This window comes from Glycomyces amatae (assembly GCF_020991375.1).
Lineage (GTDB): Bacteria > Actinomycetota > Actinomycetes > Mycobacteriales > Micromonosporaceae > Glycomyces > Glycomyces amatae.
In genome coordinates this window covers 36,420-53,751 of record NZ_JAJLQZ010000008.1, presented here as the reverse complement: position 1 = coordinate 53,751, position 17,332 = coordinate 36,420, and the positions used below count along the sequence as shown (strand labels likewise).

Genomic DNA, 17,332 nt, shown 5'->3' with positions numbered 1-17,332 from the left:
CACGGGTGCCGCGCGGTTGCGCTCAGTGCGCCCGAGTTCCGCGGAAATCGTTCGAACCGGAACGTTTTCCGAAGGGCCCGCGAAACCGCGCCTCCAGCGCTTCCCGTCGACCCCCTCGCGGCATTATGGTGTCCCCATGGCCTCCTCTCGACTGGTCGGTGCCGCATTGTCCGAATACCTGGTCTTCGGGGTGCTCCTGCTGGTCGGATTCGCGTTCGTGGCCGCCGCCATGACGGCGAACCGGCTGCTGCGGCCCTCGGCGCCCTCACCGGGGAAGGGCGCGGTGTACGAGTGCGGCGTGGACCCGGTCGGCGGGGACTGGGCCCAGGTGCAGATCCGCTACTACGTCTACGCGTACCTCTTCGTCCTCTTCGCGGTCGAGGCCGTGTTCCTGTTCCCGTGGGCCGCCGTTTTCCGCGACTTCGGGCCCGCCGCGGCGGCCGAGATGGGGCTGTTCGTCGGCGTCCTGGCGCTGGGCCTCGCCTACGCCTGGAGGAAGGGGGTCCTGCGATGGCGGTGAACCTGCCGTTCCCCTCGCGCGGCGGCCGGCCCGCCGAGTCCGACGCGAGCGCCCTCGGTGAGCCGATCCGCTTCGTCCTCAACTGGGGCCGCCGCTATTCCCTATGGGTCTTCAATTTCGGATTGGCTTGCTGCGCAATAGAATTCATTGCCGCTTCGATGAGCCGGCACGATTTCATGCGCCTCGGGGTGATCCCTTTCGCGCATTCGCCGCGCCAGGCCGACCTCATGGTCGTCTCCGGCACCGTCACCGACAAGATGGCCCCCGCGATCAAGCGCCTCTACGACCAGATGCCCGAGCCGAAGTACGTGATCTCATTCGGCGCCTGCTCCAACTCCGGCGGCCCGTACTGGGACTCGTACTGCGTCACCAAGGGCGTCGACCAGATCATCCCCGTCGACGTGTACGTCCCCGGCTGCCCGCCGCGCCCCGAGGCGCTCCTCTACGGCATCGGCGAACTCCAGAAGCAGATCGCCGCCGAACCCCTGCGGAAGCCGAGCCTGCGCCCCCTGCTGCGGAGGCCCCGTGACTGACCACAGAGGATATAGAGTGGATCCTACGGGATCTGCGATCGGAGGCCCGGCCCGATGACCGACCCCTGGCACAATCGCCTCCGCGCCGCCATCGGCGTCGAGGAGGTCGGCGCGGACGGCCCCCGCGCGGTCGCCGACGTCGACCCCAAGGACTGGCACGAGGCCGTGCGCGCCTGCCGCGACGACCTCGGCTGCGACTTCTTCGACTGGCTCTCCGCCATCGACGAGGGCCCGGTCGAAAAGAGCCCAGCCGAGGGCCCGGTCGTGGAGAGCACCGCCGAGGGCCCGGTCGCAGAGAGCCCGGCTGAGGGCCCCTCCGGCCCGGCCGCCGGCCGCACCGGCGGCTTCCGCGTCGTCGCCCACCTGTGGTCCGTCGCCGAGCGCCGCGGCGTGCTCCTGCGCGCGCTCCTCACCGAGGGCGCGGTCGCCTCCGTCACCGACCTCTACCCCGGCGCGGACTGGCACGAGCGCGAGACCCACGAGATGTTCGGCGTCGACTTCCCCGGCCACCCCGGCCTCAAGCCGCTCCTGCTCGCCCCCGAGTTCGAGGGCCACCCGCTCCGCAAGGACTTCGTGCTCGCCTCCCGCGTCGTCAAGCCCTGGCCCGGAGCCAAGGAGCCCGGCGAGGCGGCGCACACCGACGGCTCGGAGGCTTCGCCGAAGACCCGCGCCGCCCGCAAGCGCGCCCCCAAGCGCCCGCCCGGCGTTCCCGAGGACTGGATCGAGCCCCGGCCCGAGCCCTCGACCCGCCGCCCCGGCCCTCCGGAGGCGCCCGGTGCTGCTTGAGCTCGCCGTCAAGGTCGCGGCCGTCCTCGCCGCGTTCCTGGTGCTGCCCCTGGCCGTGGGCCAGACCGAGCACAAGCTCATGGCCCACATGCAGGGGCGCCTGGGCCCCATGCACGCCGGCCGCTTCCACGGCTGGGCCCAGCTCATCGCCGACGGCGTCAAGTTCGCCCAGAAGGAGGACCTCGTCCCCGACGCCGCCGACAAGCCCGTCTTCAGGCTCGCGCCCGCCGTCGCCCTCCTGCCCTACCTCCTGGTCATCCTGTTCATCCCGCTCGGCCCCGGCGACCTGGTCGGCTCGAGCCTGGACATGGGCCTGTTCGTGGTCGTCGCGCTCGTCGGCGTCGGCGTCCTCGCCGTGCTCATGGCCGGCTGGTCCTCGGCGAACAAGTACACCCTCATCGGCGCCCTGCGCGGCGCCGCCCAGCTCATGGCCTACGAGCTGCCGCTGGTGCTCGCGGCCGCGTCCGTCGCCGTCGCGGCCGGGACCCTGAGCCTCCCGGCGATCGTGGAGGCCTGGCACCCCTGGTGGCTGCTGTGGCAGGCCCCGGCCGCGGTCGTGTTCTTCACCGCCGGGCTCGCCGAGATCCGCCGGCCGCCGTTCGACGCCCCCATCGCCGACTCCGAGCTCGTCTTCGGCTACCTCACCGAGTACGCGGGGCTGCGCTTCGCGCTGCTCCTGCTCGCCGAGTACGTCGGCATCGTCGTCGTCTCGGCCCTCACCGCGGTCCTCTTCCTCGGCGGCTGGCGCGGCCCCGGCCCCGAGTCGCTGGGCTGGCTGTGGACGCTGCTGAAGACCGGCGCGCTCGCGGCCGTCGTCATCTGGCTGCGCGTGGCCTGGCCGCGGCTGCGCGTCGACCAGATCCAGGCCCTGTGCTGGAAGGGCCTCGTGCCGGTCGCGCTCGCGCAGCTCGTCCTCACCACCGCCGTCGCACTGGCCCTCTGAGCCCCCGCGACCGAACCGCCCCATTCGGATCGTTTCGCCCGAGGACAACCGGATCGGGCGCACCCCGCGTATACCACTCATGGCAGGCTCAGCAATCCCCAGCGGAACCGAGTCCACCCTCCAGCTGCGGCGACGGGGCCGCAAGGCCGCCGCCGAGGCCCCGTCCGAGCGCCCCGGCGGGCGCCGGAAGCGGCGCGGGCGCCGCCGCATGGCCGCCCTCGCGGCGGTGCTCGCGCTCCTCTCCGGGACCGCCGTCATCGTCGGCTCGGTCTTCTACGCGAGCGTCGACCTCCCCGACGAGCTCGACGCCGCCCTCAGCCAGGGGTCCACCGTCTACTACAACGACGGCGCCACCGTCATGGGCGAGCTCGCCGCCGAGCGGCGCACCTCCGTGGGCCTCGACGAGATCGCCGACGACCTCGAGCACGCGCTCGTGGCCGCCGAGGACGCCGGCTTCTACTCCCACCCCGGCGTCGACGCCAAGGGCGTGCTCCGCGCCCTCGTCAACAACGTCACCGGCGGCGACCAGCAGGGCGCCTCGACCCTGACGCAGCAGTACGTCGGCCGCGTCGCCGACATCCGCGGCGACGACACCTACCTCCGCAAGGCCCGCGAGGCCGCGATGGCGATGAAGATGGAGGAGGAGTTCACCAAGGACGAGATCCTCAACCACTACCTCAACATCGTCTACTTCGGACGAGGCGCGTACGGCGCCGAGGCCGCGTCCCAGGCGTTCTTCGGCATCCCGGCCGCCGACCTCTCCACCTCCCAGGCCGCGCTGCTGATCGCCCAGCTCAAGTGGCCGGACGGCCCCTACGACCCGCGCGACCCCTACGACCAGGGCGGCACCGCCGAGGAGGCCGCCGAGCGCTGGGAGTACGTGCTCGACCGGATGGTCGCGACCGGCGACCTCGACCCCGTCAAGCGCGCGGCCCTGACCGAGCCCCCCGAGACCCTCGACCCCGCCGACGACCCCGAAGGGCTCGGCCCCGAGGGCTTCGTCACGAACGGGTTCGTCCTGACCGAGCTGGCCGAGGCGGGGCTGACCACCGAGGAGGTGCTGCGCGGCGGGTACCACATCACCACGACGCTCAACGCCGACCTCCAGGAGGCGGCGCTCGAGCGCACGGGGCTGCGCGAGGTCGCCGCGGACGACCCGGACGCGGCCGCGGCGATGGCCGCCGTCGAACCGGGCAGCGGGCGGGTCCTGGCCTACTACGGCGGCGAGAACGGCGCCGGACTCGACCAGGCGTCCGACCTCGGGCACCGCCCCGGCACCGCCTTCAGCACCGTCGTCGCGGCGGCTGCGGCGCTGGCGAGCCTCGACCTGTGGAGCCCGGTCCTGGACGGCTCCTCGCCGCAGTACTTCGACTCCTACACCGACGAGGAGGGCGAGCCGAGGCCCCTCGTCAACACCGGCGGCGCCTCGGTCGAGGAGGTCAGCCTCCAGCAGGCCGTCTTCGACAGGCTCGACACGCCCGTGTACGGCGTCGCCGAGCAGCTCGGCGGCGAGAGGATCGCCGCGACCGCCGCCGCCTTCGGCGTCGACCGCCTCTGGGACCCGCACGACCTGGACGGGCACGGCGTGGCCGCCGAGGTCGCCACCGACGACCCCGCGGCCGGCTTCCAGCCCGACATCGGCATCGGCGCCTACTCGATGACCGTCCTCGACGCCGCCGTCATGCACGCGACCCTCGCCGAGGAGGGCGATGCCGCCGAACCCTACTTCGTGGAGCGCGCGACCGGCCCCGACGGCACCGTCTACGAGGCCGAGAGCGAGGTCCACGAGGAGTCCATCCCCGCGTGGACCGCCTCCGAGACCCGGGCGCTCCTCACGACGGACCGGAGCGACCCGGAGACCCCGACCGCGCTGCCCTTCGTCGTGAACGCCTCCTCGATGTGGCACGCCGGGTCCGTCCCGGACCTGGCGCTCGCGGTCTGGGCCGGCGACGAGCGCCGGGAGGGCGACGGCAGCTCCTCGAAGGGCACCGTCGCCGAGGCGATCTGGTGGGACCTGATGGAGGACCGGCCCGGCCGGTACGGCGGGGACTGGGAGGACTACGAGCGCGAACGGCAGGAGTCGCCGGATGAGTCGGAGGCGTCGGCGTGGGAGGAGGACCTGGAGGTCGAGCAGCAGGCGGCGGAGGGCGACGAGTCCCTGGGCGCCTTCGAAGAGGAGGTCCCCGAGGGACCGGCCGATCCGGCGGGGGAGGCGGAGCCGGTGCGGTAGGGGCCGCCGCCCTCCGGCCTAGAGGTCGTCGGGGAGCAGCCGGAACGCCTGGAACTGCGCGAGCGGTTCGATCGCCCGGAAGTCGCGTCGGTCGAGCGTCAGGATCGCATCGGTCTCGTACTCGGCGGCGATCACGACGTTGAACGCATCTGCGATGTCAAGGTCGAGGCCGCGATATCGGCGGCGAACGTCCTGTGCCAGATCCAGGGTATGCGACGTCACGATGGGAATCACTGCTCGTCCTTCGTCCACCCGGGCCCTCAGATCGTCGAGCACCTCAAGAGAGGCGTCCCGGCCGAAATCCCGTGTGATCATGTGATCGAGTTCCGAGAACAGCACGGGGCAGATCACCAGCATTCCCGCCGTGCTCATGACCGTGCGAGCGGCCTCGCCGTCGGGATGGCCCTCGTCGAGCGCCGCCAGGAGGCCGGAGGTGTCGGCCGCAACGACGATCACGAGCGGTCGCCTCGCGAATTGTGGTAGCGGTCCAGCTTCTCCTCCCAGACGGCGTCTTTCGCCTCCTGGAAGCTCTCATCGCGGATCCGCTTGTAGGTCTTCCTGAAGAACGGCTCGTCCCAGATCCGGCTCGACATCGCCGCCCGGTGGATCGCGTTGCGGATGATCTCCGCCTCGGACACGCCGTACCGCTTCGCGGCCTCCTTGATGATCGCGAGGTCTTCCTCGTCCGCGTAGACCATGGTGCGCTTCTTAGCCATGTGCATATGATACCGCCGGCATACGTGAATGCCTCTCACTTGAAACGAGAAACGCCGGCCCCCGCGCTGCGGGGGCCGGCTGAAGCGTATGGAGCGCTTACGCGGCCTTGGACTCGGCCTTCGCCGCGGGCTTCGCCTTGGCCTCGGACTTGGCGCCGCCCGAGCCGGACTCGGACTTGGTCTCGGCCTTCTTCGCGCCGTTCTTGGAGCCGTTCGAGCCGAGCGAGCTGGAGTCGGTGGAGCGCGAGTCGGTGCGGTAGAAGCCGCTGCCCTTGAAGGTGACGCCGACGTTCCCGAAGACCTTGCGCAGGCCGCCCTTCGCCTCGCAGCTCGGGCAGTCGGTCAGGCGCGCTTCGGAGAACGACTGATGCTTGTCGAACTCGTAACCGCACTCCTTGCAGCGGTATTCGTAGACGGGCACGTCCTACCTCCAGCAGTCAAAACCGAATCCCGATCGACATTAGCAGTCAACGCCGGGGAGTGCTAATCCCATCCGGCGCGGGAGTGAGATGACGGCCACGGGGGCCGCTCACCGCAGCGACGTGAACCCGTTCGAGGGGGTGATCACGCCCGTCACCGGCTGGTCGTGCGGCTCGGCCGGGACCGGCAGCCCGAACTCGCCGTCGCGCAGCAGCGCCACCACCGGCACCCCCGGCCCCAGGCGCGCCAGCGCCCGGTCGTACGAGCCCCCGCCCCGCCCCAGTCGAATCCCGTCATGTGAGACGGCCAGTGCGGGGACGATCACCGCCGCGGCGCCCGCGATCGCGTCCGGCCCGAGCGTCTCCGCCGCCGCGCCCGCGTCCCCGGTCTCGCCGGTCGCCGGCTCGGACGACTCCCCGTCCCCGACGTCGTCGCCCGTCTCCTCCAGCGGCCCAACGGGTACCGACACCTGCCAGGCGAGGTCGTTGTCCGGCAACAGCACCGGCAGCAGCACCTTGTAGACCACGGCGAGCCGTTCGGGCAGTTCGGGTTCCAGCGCCGCGCCCGGCTCGGCCCCGAACGGCCGGTACACGGCCACCGTCGCACCCTCCTCGACCGCTTCGATCAGGAAGTCCCGCAACGCCTTCCATGTGGCCAGATCGGCCTGCCCGCGTGCTTCGCCCGGCATCGACGTGCGCCGCGCGAACAGCTCGCGCCGCGCCGCCCTCTTGGTCTCATGCATCGAAAATCCCTTCGTCGACGATCCGCACCTGCAAGGATTCCCCCGAACGGCCGGACGCATTCGCCCTTTCGGCCAGACTGCCATAAAAGCCCATGCCGCCTCGTGTTCAGACGGTAGCGCTAGGTAGTGTTCTAGGGAGTGAACTTGAGGGGGCTTCGGTGTCGCTGCGCTCACGGCTCACCACGGCGTTCCTCGTCGTCGTGCTCGGGCCGGTCCTGGTGGGGGCCGTCTTCGTCGCTGCCGTCATGTCCCATCTGGCGGACTCCCGCGGCGAGGCGCTGGCCAATTCGGCCGTGACGATGGTCGACTCGACCCTCGGCACGATCTGCGAGCGCATCCAGGCCTCCGCGGCGGCGGTCGCCCTCAATTACAGCAGCGGCACCCGCACGGACGCGGTCGAGATGGCCCACCTCCTGGTCGACCGGGCCGTCGTCGACGGCGTCGTCTTCACGAGCCTCGAGACCGCCGGGGCCGGCGCGGGGGACGACGTCGGCGTCGACGCCCCCGAAGGCGCCTGGGTCGACTGCGGCGAGACCGCCGCCTACGCCGACGCGGGCCCCATCGTCGCCCTCGGCGCCCAGGCCGAGGTCCAGGGCACCGACGGCACCACGGCCGTCTTCAGCGCCTTCCGCGTCGTCGACGTCGCCTTCCTCGGCCGGATCGCCCAGGTCGCCGACGCGGAGCTGGTCCTCCAGGACAGCCGCGCCGACCCGCTCGGCGCCGGCGCGGTCGACGCCGGGCGCTGGGACTTCACCGACGCCTTCCTGCCGCTGAGCATCGGCACCGCCGCCACCGACGTCACCCCCATGTACTGGACCCTCGCGGCCATGGTCGCCGCCTCGGCCGTGTGCGCCATGGGCCTGGCCGCCTGGCTCGCCCGCTCGACCACGCGCCCGCTCGTGGAGCTCTCGGCCGCCGCCGAGCGCGTCTCCGAGGGCGACCTGGACGTGCGCGTGCCCGTCCACGGCCGCGACGAGGTCGCCCACCTGGCGCTCGCGTTCAACCGCATGACGGCCCAGACCCAGGCGTACGTGCAGGCGCTCACCGCCTCCCGCGACCAGATGCGCGGCCAGCTCGGGCGCCTCGGCCAGACCCTGACCGCCACGCTCGACCTCGACCGCATCCTGGAGGTCATCCTCGACACCGCGATGGTCACGGCCGGTGCCGAGGCCGGGGTGGTCATGCTCGTGGACGTGGACGACGCCGACCAGCTGCGCCAGCGCGCCGGCGAGGGCCACCTCGGCATCGACCAGCCCGCGAGCATCCGCGTCGGCCAGGGCATCATCGGCGCGATCGCCGCCAGCGCCGCCCCGGCCCACGGCCGCATCGTCGACGGCGCCTTCGGCGACTGGCACCGCGTCGACACCGAGCCCGACGCCCGCACCATCGCGGCGGTGCCGTTCACCGGGCGTCAGCCCGTGGACAGTGTGTTCGGCACCGGGCGTCAGCCCGTGGACAGTGTGTTCGGCACCGGGCGTCAGCCCGTGGACAGTGTGTTCGGCACCGGGCGCCAGCCCGCCGACAGTGCGTTCGGCACCGGGAACCGGTCCCCGGACGACGCGTCCGCGCGCCGGCCCGCCGAGTCGGACCCCGCCCGCCCGCTCTCCGAGGCCGACGCCGCCGCGCGCACCGACGCCGGGGTCCTCGGCGTCCTCGTCCTCTACAACCGCGTCGCGGGCGAGGACTTCGCGCCCGGGGACGTCGACACGCTCCGCACCTTCGCCGGGCAGGCCGCCGTCGCCGTCGAGAACGTGCTCCTGCACCGCCAGGCCCAGCGACTGAGCCTGACCGACCCGCTCACGGGCCTGTGGAACTACCGGTTCATGCAGACCTCCCTGCGCCGCGAGGCCGAGCGCACCCGCCGCTACCAGCGGCCCTCGGCGCTCCTGGCGATCGACCTCGACCGCTTCAAGGCCGTCAACGACGCGTACGGCCACCCCGTCGGCGACCAGGTCCTCATCGAGCTCGCCCGGCGCATCACCGCCCAGATCCGCGAGGTCGACCTCGCCTTCCGCCACGGCGGCGAGGAGTTCATGGTGCTGCTGCCCGAGACCGACGCGGCCGGGGCCGAGGTGGTCGCCGAGCGCCTCGGCCGGGCCGTCGCCGGCCGGCCCTTCAAGGTCAACGACTCCTCCGGCGGCCGCGAGCTGCACGTGAGCGTCTCCATCGGCGTCGCCGTCCTCGGCGTCCACGCCGAGGGCGCCGCCGCGGTCCTGGCCGCCGCCGACGAGGCCCTCTACGCCGCCAAGGCCGCCGGCCGCGGCACCTGGCGCGTGGCCGCCGCCTGAGCCCCCGCGGGGCGCCGCGCCCCTTCCCGGCACGGTTCCGCGCGCCGCGGCACTCCCTGACGCCACCCCTCCCACCTCGCCCGACGCCACGCCAGCCCCCCCGGACGCACCGTGCCGCTCCGGCACCACGAGTCATGGACGTTCACCCGGTGTTCGCCAGGGTGGCTGACATCTGACGCAGCGTGTGCACGCTACCCTCGCCATATGTCTGATACCTCGCCCCGCGCCACGAAAGCCGTCATTCCCGCCGCCGGTTTCGCGACCCGATTCCTGCCGGTCACCAAGGCCGTCCCGAAAGAGCTCCTGCCCATCGTGGACAAGCCGGTCCTCCAGTACATCGTCGAGGAGGCCGCCGCCGCCGGGGCCGACGACATCACCCTCGTGACCGCCCCCGGCAAAGACGCCATGGTCGACTACTTCGACGCCCGGGCCGACCTCGACAACGCCCTCCGCGCCAAGAAGAAGGACGCGATGCTGGCGAAGGTCAAGGCCCCCGAGTCCATCGCCGAGATCACCGCGATCCGCCAGGGCGGCGCCAAGGGCCTCGGCCACGCCGTCGGCCGCGCCGCCTCCCACGTCGGCGACGAGCCCTTCGCGGTCCTCCTCGGCGACGAGTTCTACCCCCTCGACGACCGCCTCCTGCCGCGCATGATCGACCTCCAGGCCGAGACCGGCGGCATCGTCCTGGCCCTCATCGAGGTCCCCGAGGACCAGGTCTCCCGCTACGGCGTCGCCGCCGTCCAGGCCACCGACGACCCCGACGTCGTCGAGGTGACCGGACTGGTCGAGAAGCCCGCCGTCGAGGACGCGCCGTCCAACCTCATCCTCATCGGACGATACGTCCTGCCCGGCTCGATCTTCCCCGTCCTCGACGCCACCGGCCCCGGCTCGGGCGGCGAGATCCAACTCACCGACGCCATGGACACCATGCGGGCCAAGGGAACCCCCGTCCACGCCGTGGTCTTCCGGGGCCGCCGCCACGACACCGGAGAGCCCGTCGCGTACCTCCAGACCCTGGTGGAACTCGCCAGCGAGCGCGACGACTTGCCCGGCTTCAACGCCTGGCTGCGGGAATTCAGTGCGACACTTGACTGACCTGGCGACCGCGCTGCGGCGCTGAGAGGCACTTGACCGACGGGGGGAAAGCAGTGAAGGGGACCGGCGACGCTACGCCATTGGCCGACTTCCTGTCGAAGGCGCTGGCCCTGGTCCGGCCGCTGCCCCCCGTCGACATCGACATGACCCAGTCCACGGGCGCGGTCCTGGCCGAGAACGCGGTCAACCCCGGGCCGCTGCCCGCCTTCGACTACGCCGCGATCGACGGCTACGCGTGCGCGGCCGACGACATCGCCGGCGCCAGCCCCGAGCGCGGGGTCGGCCTGAAGGTCCTCGGCGACCTGGCCGCCTCCTCGTGGCGGCCGGTCCGCCTCGTCCCCGGCACCTGCTTCTCCGTCGCCGCCGGGGCCGCGCTCCCGGTCGGCGCCGACATCGTCGTGCCGCTCGCGTGGACCGACGAGGGCATGGCCACCGTGGACGTCCGCCAGGCCCCCCGGCGCGGACACGGCGTGCGCCGCATGGGATCCGAGCGTCCCTCGGGTGAGATCCTCGCCCACGAGGGCCGCCGCGTCACGCCCCAGCTCGTGGCCCTCCTCGCCGCCGCCGGGATCGCCGACGTCGTCGTGCGCCCCACCCCGCGGGTCGTCGTCATCGCCACCGGCGACGAGCTGGTCGACACCGGCCGGCCCTCGCAGCCGGGCCAGCTCATCGACGTCAACTCCCACCTCGTCACCGCCGCCGCCTCCGAGGCCGGCGCCCACGCCTACCGCGTCGGCATCTGCGACGACGAGCCCGACGCGCTCCGCACCGTCCTGGACGACCAGATCCTCCGCGCCGACCTCGTCATCACCACCGGCGGCACCGGCACCGGCCCCGGCGACATGGTCCGGCGCACCTTCTCCCGCGACGGCGCCGTCGACTTCGCGCCCATCGCCGTGTACCTGTGCGAGACCATGGGCTTCGGCACGATCGGACCCGAGGAGGTCCCCGTCGTGTGCCTCCCCGGCGACCCGGTCGCCGCGACGATCGCGTTCGAGGTCGTCGCCCGGCCGCTCATCCAGCGCCTCGCCGGGGCCGAGCCCGTTTTCCGGCCCAGCGTGCGCGCCAACCTGACCGAGCCCGTATCCTCACCGAGCGGGCTGCGGGAGTTCCGTCCCGTCCGCGTCGCCGAGCGGCGCGGCGGGGGCTACACCGTCGCCCCGCTGGGATCCACCTCCTACACGCTCTCCGGACTCGCCGAGGCCACCGGCCTGATGACCGTCGGCGAGAACGCGACCCGGGTGCCCGCCGGGTCGACCGTGGACGTGCTCCTGCTGGACCGGAACCGATGAGCCTGCCTTGCCATTTGAAACCGAGCGGAACGATCGCCGCCCCCGGCTCGACCGCCCGCCCGCGACCGAGCGGAACCACCGCCCCGCGGCCCGCCCCGGGCCGGGCGGTGCCCGATGACCGCCCCCGACGACGCGCCCTCCCACCTGCCTCCGGGCGGCCCCCGATGACCGCCCGCCACGACCTGGACCGAGACCGATGACCCTTTCCAACCCCGGCTGGCCGGTGCACCTCGAGCACGGCGACGTGAGCGTCCGGCCCTTCCGCCGATCGGACGCCGCGCGCTGGTCGCAGCTGCGCCGCGCCAACGAGGCCTGGCTCGCCCCCTGGGAGCCCGGCACCGGCACCACCTGGCACGAGGCCCATTCGCCGGCCGCGTTCCGGGCGATGCTCCGCGGCCTCAAGCGCTCCGTCAAGGACGGCACCAGCTGGCCGCTCGCCGTCTGCTGGCAGCGGCAGCTCGTCGGCGGGCTCACCGTCGGCAACGTCGTGCGCCGCGCCTTCGGCTCGGCCTACGCCGGCTACTGGATCGACCGCGGGCACGCCGGGAAGGGCATCACGGCCACGGCGCTCGCCATCGTGATCGACCACGCCCTCACCGTCGGGCGCCTGCACCGCATCGAGGTCAACATCCGGCCCGAGAACGGCCCGTCGAACCGGGTGGCCGAGAAGCTCGGCCTGCGCCGGGAGGGCCTGCACAAGCGCTACCTCTACATCGACGGCGACTGGCGCGACCACTACGGGTACGCCGTCACCGCCGAGGAGATCACCACCGAGCGCATGGTCGACCGGATGGCCCGCCTCGCCCGCTCCGAGGCCGAGCACCCGACCCAGACCCGCGAATAGCCCGCACCGCCCGGGCCGGGCCCGCTCCGCCGACCGCGTCCTCCTGCGCGTCAGTCCCGCGCGGTCAGGATGATCGGCCCGTCCTCGGTGATCGCCACGGTGTGCTCCATGTGGGCGCCCCGCGAGCCGTCCGCGCTGCGCAGGGTCCACCCGTCGGGGTCGTAGCGGATCTCGTCGGTGGTCTGGAGGAACCACGGCTCGATCGCGATGACCAGACCCGGCTTGAGCTTCATGCCCCGCCCCGGGCGGCCGTCGTTCGGCACGTGCGGGTCGCCGTGCATGGTCCGCCCGACGCCGTGCCCGCCGAACTGCGTGTTGACCTCCAGGCCGTCCCCGCGGGCCACGGTCGCGATCGCGTGGCCGATGTCGCCGATCTTGCTGCCCGCCTGCGCGGCCGCGATCCCGGCCTCGAGCGCCCGCGTCGTGGTGTCGATGAGGTGCAGGTCCTGCTCGGCGGCCTCGCCCACCACGACCGACAGGGCCGAGTCGGCGACCCAGCCGTCGACCTCGGCGGCGAAGTCGAAGCTCACCAGGTCCCCGTCCTCGAGCCGGTAGTCGAACGGCAGGCCGTGCAGGACCGCGTCGTTCACGGAGGTGCACAGCACCTTCCCGAACGGGCTGCCGCCGAACGACGGGTGGTAGTCCACGTAGCAGGAGACCGCGCCGGCCTCCTTGATGCGGCGGGCGACGAGGTCGTCGAGCTCCAGGAGGTTGACGCCGACGTCGGCGACCTTCGACAGCTCGGTGAGCACGCCGGCCACGAAGCGGCCCGCGGGGCGCATCGCCTCGATCTCGGCGGGGGAGTAGAGCTCGATCATCGGACGGCCTCTCAGTTGTCGACGGTTCGGTCGTTGGCGGTTCGGGCGGCTGCGGCACCGCCGGTTCAGATATTGCCGGTATTTATATACCGGTACTATAATACCGGTATGATTCGACCGCCGCTGAGGCCCGAAGAGCACGACCGCGGCCGCGCCCTCGGCCGGGCGCTGCGCGAGGCGCGCGGCCCCCGCAGCCTCCTCGACGTCGCCTCCGAGGCCGGCATCTCCCCGGAGACGCTGCGAAAGATCGAGACCGGCCGCATCGCCACACCGGCGTTCTTCACCATCATGGCCCTCTGCGGCGTCCTCGGCGTCGCCCCCGACCAACTCGCCGACCACGCCCGCCCCGAACATCCCATGACCGGCTGATTCACCGCCGCATCGCGTCAAGGACGCAGGTCACGCCCGGCGCCGACGGCGCCGGAAACCCCCCCGCCCCCGGGATAGGCTCTGGCCGTGGATGCCGCGACCCAACTCCCGACCGTGGGCATGATCGGAGCCGGCCAGCTCGCCCGCATGACCCATCAGGCCGCCATCGCCCTCGGCCAGAGCCTCAAGGTGCTCGCGGGCGACGCCGCCGAGAGCGCCGCCGTCGTCGCCCCCGCGACCGTGCTCGGCGACTACCGCAGCGTCGAGGACCTGCGCGGCTTCGCCAAGGGCTGCACCGTGGTCACCTTCGACCACGAGCACGTGCCCCAGGAGGCCCTGAAGACCCTCGCCGCCGAGGGGGTCGACGTCCAGCCCCGGCCCGAGGCCCTGCTGTACGCCCAGGACAAGCAGGCCATGCGCACCCGCCTCGGCGGCCTCGGCCTGCCCCAGCCCCGCTGGGCCCCCGTCGCGTCCGTCGCCGACGTCGAGGCGTTCGGCCTCCCGTGCGTCCTCAAGGCCGCCACCGGCGGCTACGACGGCAAGGGCGTGTGGATGGTCGAGACCCCCGCCGACGCCGAGCCCGTGCTCGCCTCGGGCCTGCGCCTCATCGCCGAGGAGCGCATGGCCCTCCAGCGCGAGCTCGCGGTCCAGATCGCCCGCTCCCCGCGCGGCGAGACCGCCGTCTACCCCGTGGTCGAGACCGTCCAGACGAACGGCATCTGCACCGAGGTCATCGCCCCCGCCCCGCACCTCGACGAGACCGCCGCCGCGGCCGCCGCCGCGATCGCCGAGACCGTCGCGGCCGAACTCGGCGTCTGCGGGATGCTCGCCGTCGAGCTCTTCCAGACCGCCGAGGGCCTCTTCGTCAACGAACTCGCGATGCGCGCCCACAACTCCGGGCACTGGACCATCGAAGGGGCCGAGACCAGCCAGTTCGAGCAGCACCTGCGCGCCGTCCTCGACTACCCGCTCGGCTCGACCCGGACCGCCGCGCCGTACACCGTCATGGCGAACGTCCTCGGCGGCGAGCCCGGCGGCCCCCGCCTCGACGAGCGGCTCCAGCACCTCCTCGCCGAGGACCCGGGCGCGCACGTCCACCTCTACGGCAAGGCCGTCCGGCCCGGCCGCAAGATCGGCCACGTCACCGTCCGCGGCGACGACCCCGACGAACTGCGGCGCCGCGCCCTGCGCGCCGCCCAGTGGCTCCAGGAAGGCGAGTAATGGCAGAGCAGCACCCCCGCGTCGGCGTCATCATGGGCTCCGACTCCGACTGGCCCGTCATGCAGGCGGCCGTGCAGGCGCTCGACGAGTTCGGCGTCCCGCACGAGGTCCGCGTGGTCTCGGCCCACCGCACCCCGCACGGGATGCTCGCCTACGCCGACTCGGCGGCCTCCCGGGGCCTCCAGGCGATCATCGCCGGCGCCGGCGGCGCCGCCCACCTCCCCGGCATGGTCGCCTCGGCGACGCCGCTGCCCGTGATCGGCGTGCCCGTGCCGCTCAAGCACCTCGACGGCATGGACTCGCTGCTCTCGATCGTGCAGATGCCCGCGGGCATCCCGGTCGCCACCGTCTCGGTCGCCGGGGCCCGCAACGCCGGTCTCCTCGCCGTCCGCATCCTCGGCGCGACCGACGAGGCCCTGCGGGCGAAGATGCAGGATTTCCAGGTCGACCTCGAGCGCATGGTCACCGAGAAGGACGCGAACCTCCGCTACCGGCTCGCCCACCCCGACTAGCCGCAACGGTATCCTCCCGCAGGGTGGTACTGCGACTCACCGACAGTAATATATTTGTTACTATTGATAGAGATTCTATGCTTCGGGATAGTATTCCTGAGGATAGTATCCTCATCTATACTAAGTGGTGATGGCAGTGCTGGACTTTGTAGGTCGAACCCGGGAACTCGGCCTCCTCGACGGTGTTCTCGACTCCGTGAGGGGCCGTATCGGCAGCAGGGCGCCCGGTAAGTGCGTGATGATGCGGGGCCGCCGCCGGGTGGGCAAGTCCGCCTTGGTCGAGGAGTACCGGCAGCGCGTGCAGCTTCCGTCGGTGTATTTCAACGCCACGAACGTGAACTCGGAGCTGGAGCTCTCGAACTTCATCGAAGCCGTGGCCGCTTCCGACCTGCCGGACCGGGAGTTCTTTCTTTCGACGCAGCCTTCGCACTGGGGTGCGGCACTGGGGCAGTTGGCCGAGATCCTGCCCGAGGACGGACCGAGCCTCGTGGTCATCGACGAGGTCCCCTACCTGATGGACAACGTGCCTTCATTTGAAGGAATTCTCCAAGGGGCTTGGGACCGCCAGCTTTCGCGCAAACCGGTGCTGCTCCTATTGGTCGGCTCGGATCTGTCGATGATGGAGGCGCTCAACAGCTATGAACGGCCCTTCCATCAGCGCGGCACCGAGATGGTGCTGGGGCCGATGAGTCCGGCGGAAGTCGGTGAAATGCTCGATCTCGAGCCTGCCGACGCTTTCGACGCCGCACTCGTGACAGGAGGGCTTCCACTGATCTGCGCCGATTGGTCGCTCGGGACCGGCTTGTGGGACTTCCTGGGCCGATCGCTGGAGAATCCGATCTCGGCGTTGGTCGTCTCCGGCAGGCTCGCGCTCGCCGCGGAGTTTCCGGACCGGGCGATGGCGTCGCAGGTACTTCGAGCCATCGGCAGTGGCGAGCGGACTTTCACCAACATCGCCAGAGCTGGGGGCGGCCTCAACCATGCGACCTTGAACAAAGCCCTCGAACTGTTGGTGCACAAGGGTATCGTGACTGCCAGCTTGCCGATGTCCCTTCAGCCTTCGAAGGATCGCCGCTACACGATCTCCGATCCGTACCTGCGATTCTGGCTAGCGCTCGTAGAACCGCACATGGACGAAATCGAGCGTCGCCGCGGTGATCTGGTAGTGGAGAGAATCCGTAACTCATGGACGAGCTGGCGAGGCCGGGCGATCGAGCCGTTGCTGCGAGAGTCGCTGGCGCGCATCCTTCCCATCGGATCGATTCCGTATGCGCGGTATATCGGCGGGTATTGGACACGGAGTAACAGTGTTGAGATCGACATCGTCGGCGCGGAGGAAGCGCCGATTGCGAGAGAACCGCTGTTCGTAGGTTCGATCAAATGGCTCGACAACGACAGGTTCGACCGACGCGATCTGGCCGCCCTGAAGAACCACCGGGTGGCCCTGACCGATGAGGACATTCCTCTGATCGGTGTCTCCCGCAGCGGCTTCGACTGCCAGGGCCTCGACGGGCAGTTCGGCCCCGAAGACCTCATCAAGGGCTGGCAGCGCTGACCGCTGAAAACCGGTGGCGGGCCGCGGAGCCGCCCGATAGCCTCGCCGCATGTCGGGAACCGGGCTGCACCCCACCGGGGGCTACGAGCATGTGACCATCGTCGAAGCGGGCCGCACCGCCTATCTCGCCGGGCAGTGCCCGGTCGACGCCGAGGAGCGCGTCGTCGGCGTCGGCGACCTCGACGCGCAGATCGAGCAGGTGGCGGCGAACTGCCTCGCCGCGCTGGAGGCCGCGGGCGCGAAGCCCGAGGACGTGGTCCGCTCGATCGTCTACGTGGTGAGCGGCGACAGCGACGAGGTCGGCGGCGCCTGGCACCGCCTCTACGAGCACCCCGACCTCGGCCCGGCCTTCAAAGCCGCGAGCACCGTTCTGGGAGTGACCGCCCTCGGCTACTCCGGCCAACTCATCGAGGTCGACCTCACCGCCCGCCTGGACTGAACAGCCCCG

The 17,332-nt window shown here is 71.8% G+C and carries 19 protein-coding genes; 14 read left to right on the top strand and 5 right to left on the bottom strand.

The genetic code is table 11. The features are described 5' to 3' along the window. Positions 1 to 136: 136 nt before the first annotated feature. The 5 genes from LO763_RS14305 (at position 137) to LO763_RS14285 (ending at position 5,012) form a co-directional block, all read left to right on the top strand. Positions 137 to 520 carry an NADH-quinone oxidoreductase subunit A gene (locus tag LO763_RS14305; protein WP_230603208.1) on the top strand — a complete coding sequence of 128 codons (384 nt, stop codon included), beginning with the start codon at positions 137 to 139 and terminating at the stop codon, positions 518 to 520. Then, entirely contained in the window at positions 511 to 1,053 is a 543-nt protein-coding gene (locus LO763_RS14300; RefSeq protein WP_255672461.1) for an NADH-quinone oxidoreductase subunit B, read from the top strand. The genes LO763_RS14305 and LO763_RS14300 overlap by 10 nt, the downstream gene beginning before the upstream one ends. A gap of 54 nt (positions 1,054 to 1,107) precedes the next feature. Beyond that, a complete protein-coding gene (locus tag LO763_RS14295; RefSeq protein ID WP_230603207.1) occupies positions 1,108 to 1,839 on the top strand; it encodes an NADH-quinone oxidoreductase subunit C in 732 nt (243 codons plus the stop codon). Continuing rightward, the gene (locus tag LO763_RS14290) at positions 1,829 to 2,782 is read left to right on the top strand and encodes a complex I subunit 1/NuoH family protein (RefSeq protein ID WP_230603206.1); all 954 of its coding nucleotides are present in this window, start codon (positions 1,829 to 1,831) and stop codon (positions 2,780 to 2,782) included. The genes LO763_RS14295 and LO763_RS14290 overlap by 11 nt, the downstream gene beginning before the upstream one ends. A 79-nt stretch (positions 2,783 to 2,861) precedes the next feature. Next, entirely contained in the window at positions 2,862 to 5,012 is a 2,151-nt protein-coding gene (locus LO763_RS14285; protein ID WP_230603205.1) for a transglycosylase domain-containing protein, read from the top strand. A gap of 18 nt (positions 5,013 to 5,030) precedes the next feature. On the opposite strand, the gene LO763_RS14280 is transcribed toward LO763_RS14285, so the two are convergent. The 4 genes from LO763_RS14280 to LO763_RS14265 form a co-directional block, all read right to left on the bottom strand. Beyond that, positions 5,031 to 5,468 carry a PIN domain-containing protein gene (locus LO763_RS14280; RefSeq protein ID WP_230603203.1) on the bottom strand — a complete coding sequence of 146 codons (438 nt, stop codon included), beginning with the start codon at positions 5,466 to 5,468 and terminating at the stop codon, positions 5,031 to 5,033. Further along, positions 5,465 to 5,728: a ribbon-helix-helix protein, CopG family gene (locus LO763_RS14275; protein ID WP_230603201.1), complete on the bottom strand. Its 264-nt coding sequence runs from the start codon at positions 5,726 to 5,728 to the stop codon at positions 5,465 to 5,467. Before LO763_RS14275 ends, LO763_RS14280 begins: the two co-directional genes overlap by 4 nt. A gap of 97 nt (positions 5,729 to 5,825) precedes the next feature. Continuing rightward, a complete protein-coding gene (locus LO763_RS14270; protein WP_230603200.1) occupies positions 5,826 to 6,149 on the bottom strand; it encodes an FmdB family zinc ribbon protein in 324 nt (107 codons plus the stop codon). Between the two features lie 108 nt (positions 6,150 to 6,257). After that, positions 6,258 to 6,890, bottom strand: a complete 633-nt coding sequence (locus tag LO763_RS14265) for a 5-formyltetrahydrofolate cyclo-ligase (protein WP_230603199.1) — start codon at positions 6,888 to 6,890, stop codon at positions 6,258 to 6,260. 158 nt (positions 6,891 to 7,048) lie between these two features. Here LO763_RS14265 and LO763_RS29405 point away from each other — a divergent pair, with 158 nt between their 5' ends. From LO763_RS29405 to LO763_RS14245, 4 genes are all read left to right on the top strand, one after another. Further along, positions 7,049 to 9,178, top strand: a complete 2,130-nt coding sequence (locus LO763_RS29405; protein WP_369431992.1) for a diguanylate cyclase — start codon at positions 7,049 to 7,051, stop codon at positions 9,176 to 9,178. 204 nt (positions 9,179 to 9,382) lie between these two features. Beyond that, entirely contained in the window at positions 9,383 to 10,273 is an 891-nt protein-coding gene (locus LO763_RS14255) for a UTP--glucose-1-phosphate uridylyltransferase (RefSeq protein ID WP_230603198.1), read from the top strand. A 32-nt stretch (positions 10,274 to 10,305) separates the two neighbouring features. Continuing rightward, positions 10,306 to 11,565, top strand: a complete 1,260-nt coding sequence (locus LO763_RS14250) for a molybdopterin molybdotransferase MoeA (RefSeq protein ID WP_369431991.1) — start codon at positions 10,306 to 10,308, stop codon at positions 11,563 to 11,565. 196 nt (positions 11,566 to 11,761) lie between these two features. Continuing rightward, positions 11,762 to 12,409: a GNAT family N-acetyltransferase gene (locus tag LO763_RS14245; protein WP_230603196.1), complete on the top strand. Its 648-nt coding sequence runs from the start codon at positions 11,762 to 11,764 to the stop codon at positions 12,407 to 12,409. Between the two features lie 50 nt (positions 12,410 to 12,459). On the opposite strand, the gene map is transcribed toward LO763_RS14245, so the two are convergent. Continuing rightward, a complete protein-coding gene (gene map, locus LO763_RS14240; protein ID WP_230603195.1) occupies positions 12,460 to 13,227 on the bottom strand; it encodes a type I methionyl aminopeptidase in 768 nt (255 codons plus the stop codon). Between the two features lie 108 nt (positions 13,228 to 13,335). Here map and LO763_RS14235 point away from each other — a divergent pair, with 108 nt between their 5' ends. The 5 genes from LO763_RS14235 to LO763_RS14215 all read left to right on the top strand — a co-directional run bounded on the left by LO763_RS14235 (position 13,336) and on the right by LO763_RS14215 (position 17,323). After that, positions 13,336 to 13,596: a helix-turn-helix domain-containing protein gene (locus LO763_RS14235; protein WP_230603193.1), complete on the top strand. Its 261-nt coding sequence runs from the start codon at positions 13,336 to 13,338 to the stop codon at positions 13,594 to 13,596. A gap of 87 nt (positions 13,597 to 13,683) precedes the next feature. Continuing rightward, entirely contained in the window at positions 13,684 to 14,817 is a 1,134-nt protein-coding gene (locus tag LO763_RS14230; RefSeq protein WP_230603191.1) for a 5-(carboxyamino)imidazole ribonucleotide synthase, read from the top strand. Then, positions 14,817 to 15,329, top strand: a complete 513-nt coding sequence (purE, locus tag LO763_RS14225) for a 5-(carboxyamino)imidazole ribonucleotide mutase (protein WP_230603189.1) — start codon at positions 14,817 to 14,819, stop codon at positions 15,327 to 15,329. Before LO763_RS14230 ends, purE begins: the two co-directional genes overlap by 1 nt. A 136-nt stretch (positions 15,330 to 15,465) precedes the next feature. Beyond that, entirely contained in the window at positions 15,466 to 16,884 is a 1,419-nt protein-coding gene (locus LO763_RS14220; RefSeq protein WP_369431996.1) for an ATP-binding protein, read from the top strand. Between the two features lie 49 nt (positions 16,885 to 16,933). Further along, positions 16,934 to 17,323, top strand: coding sequence for a RidA family protein (locus LO763_RS14215; protein WP_230603186.1), 390 nt, complete (start codon positions 16,934 to 16,936; stop codon positions 17,321 to 17,323). Positions 17,324 to 17,332 lie beyond the last annotated feature (9 nt).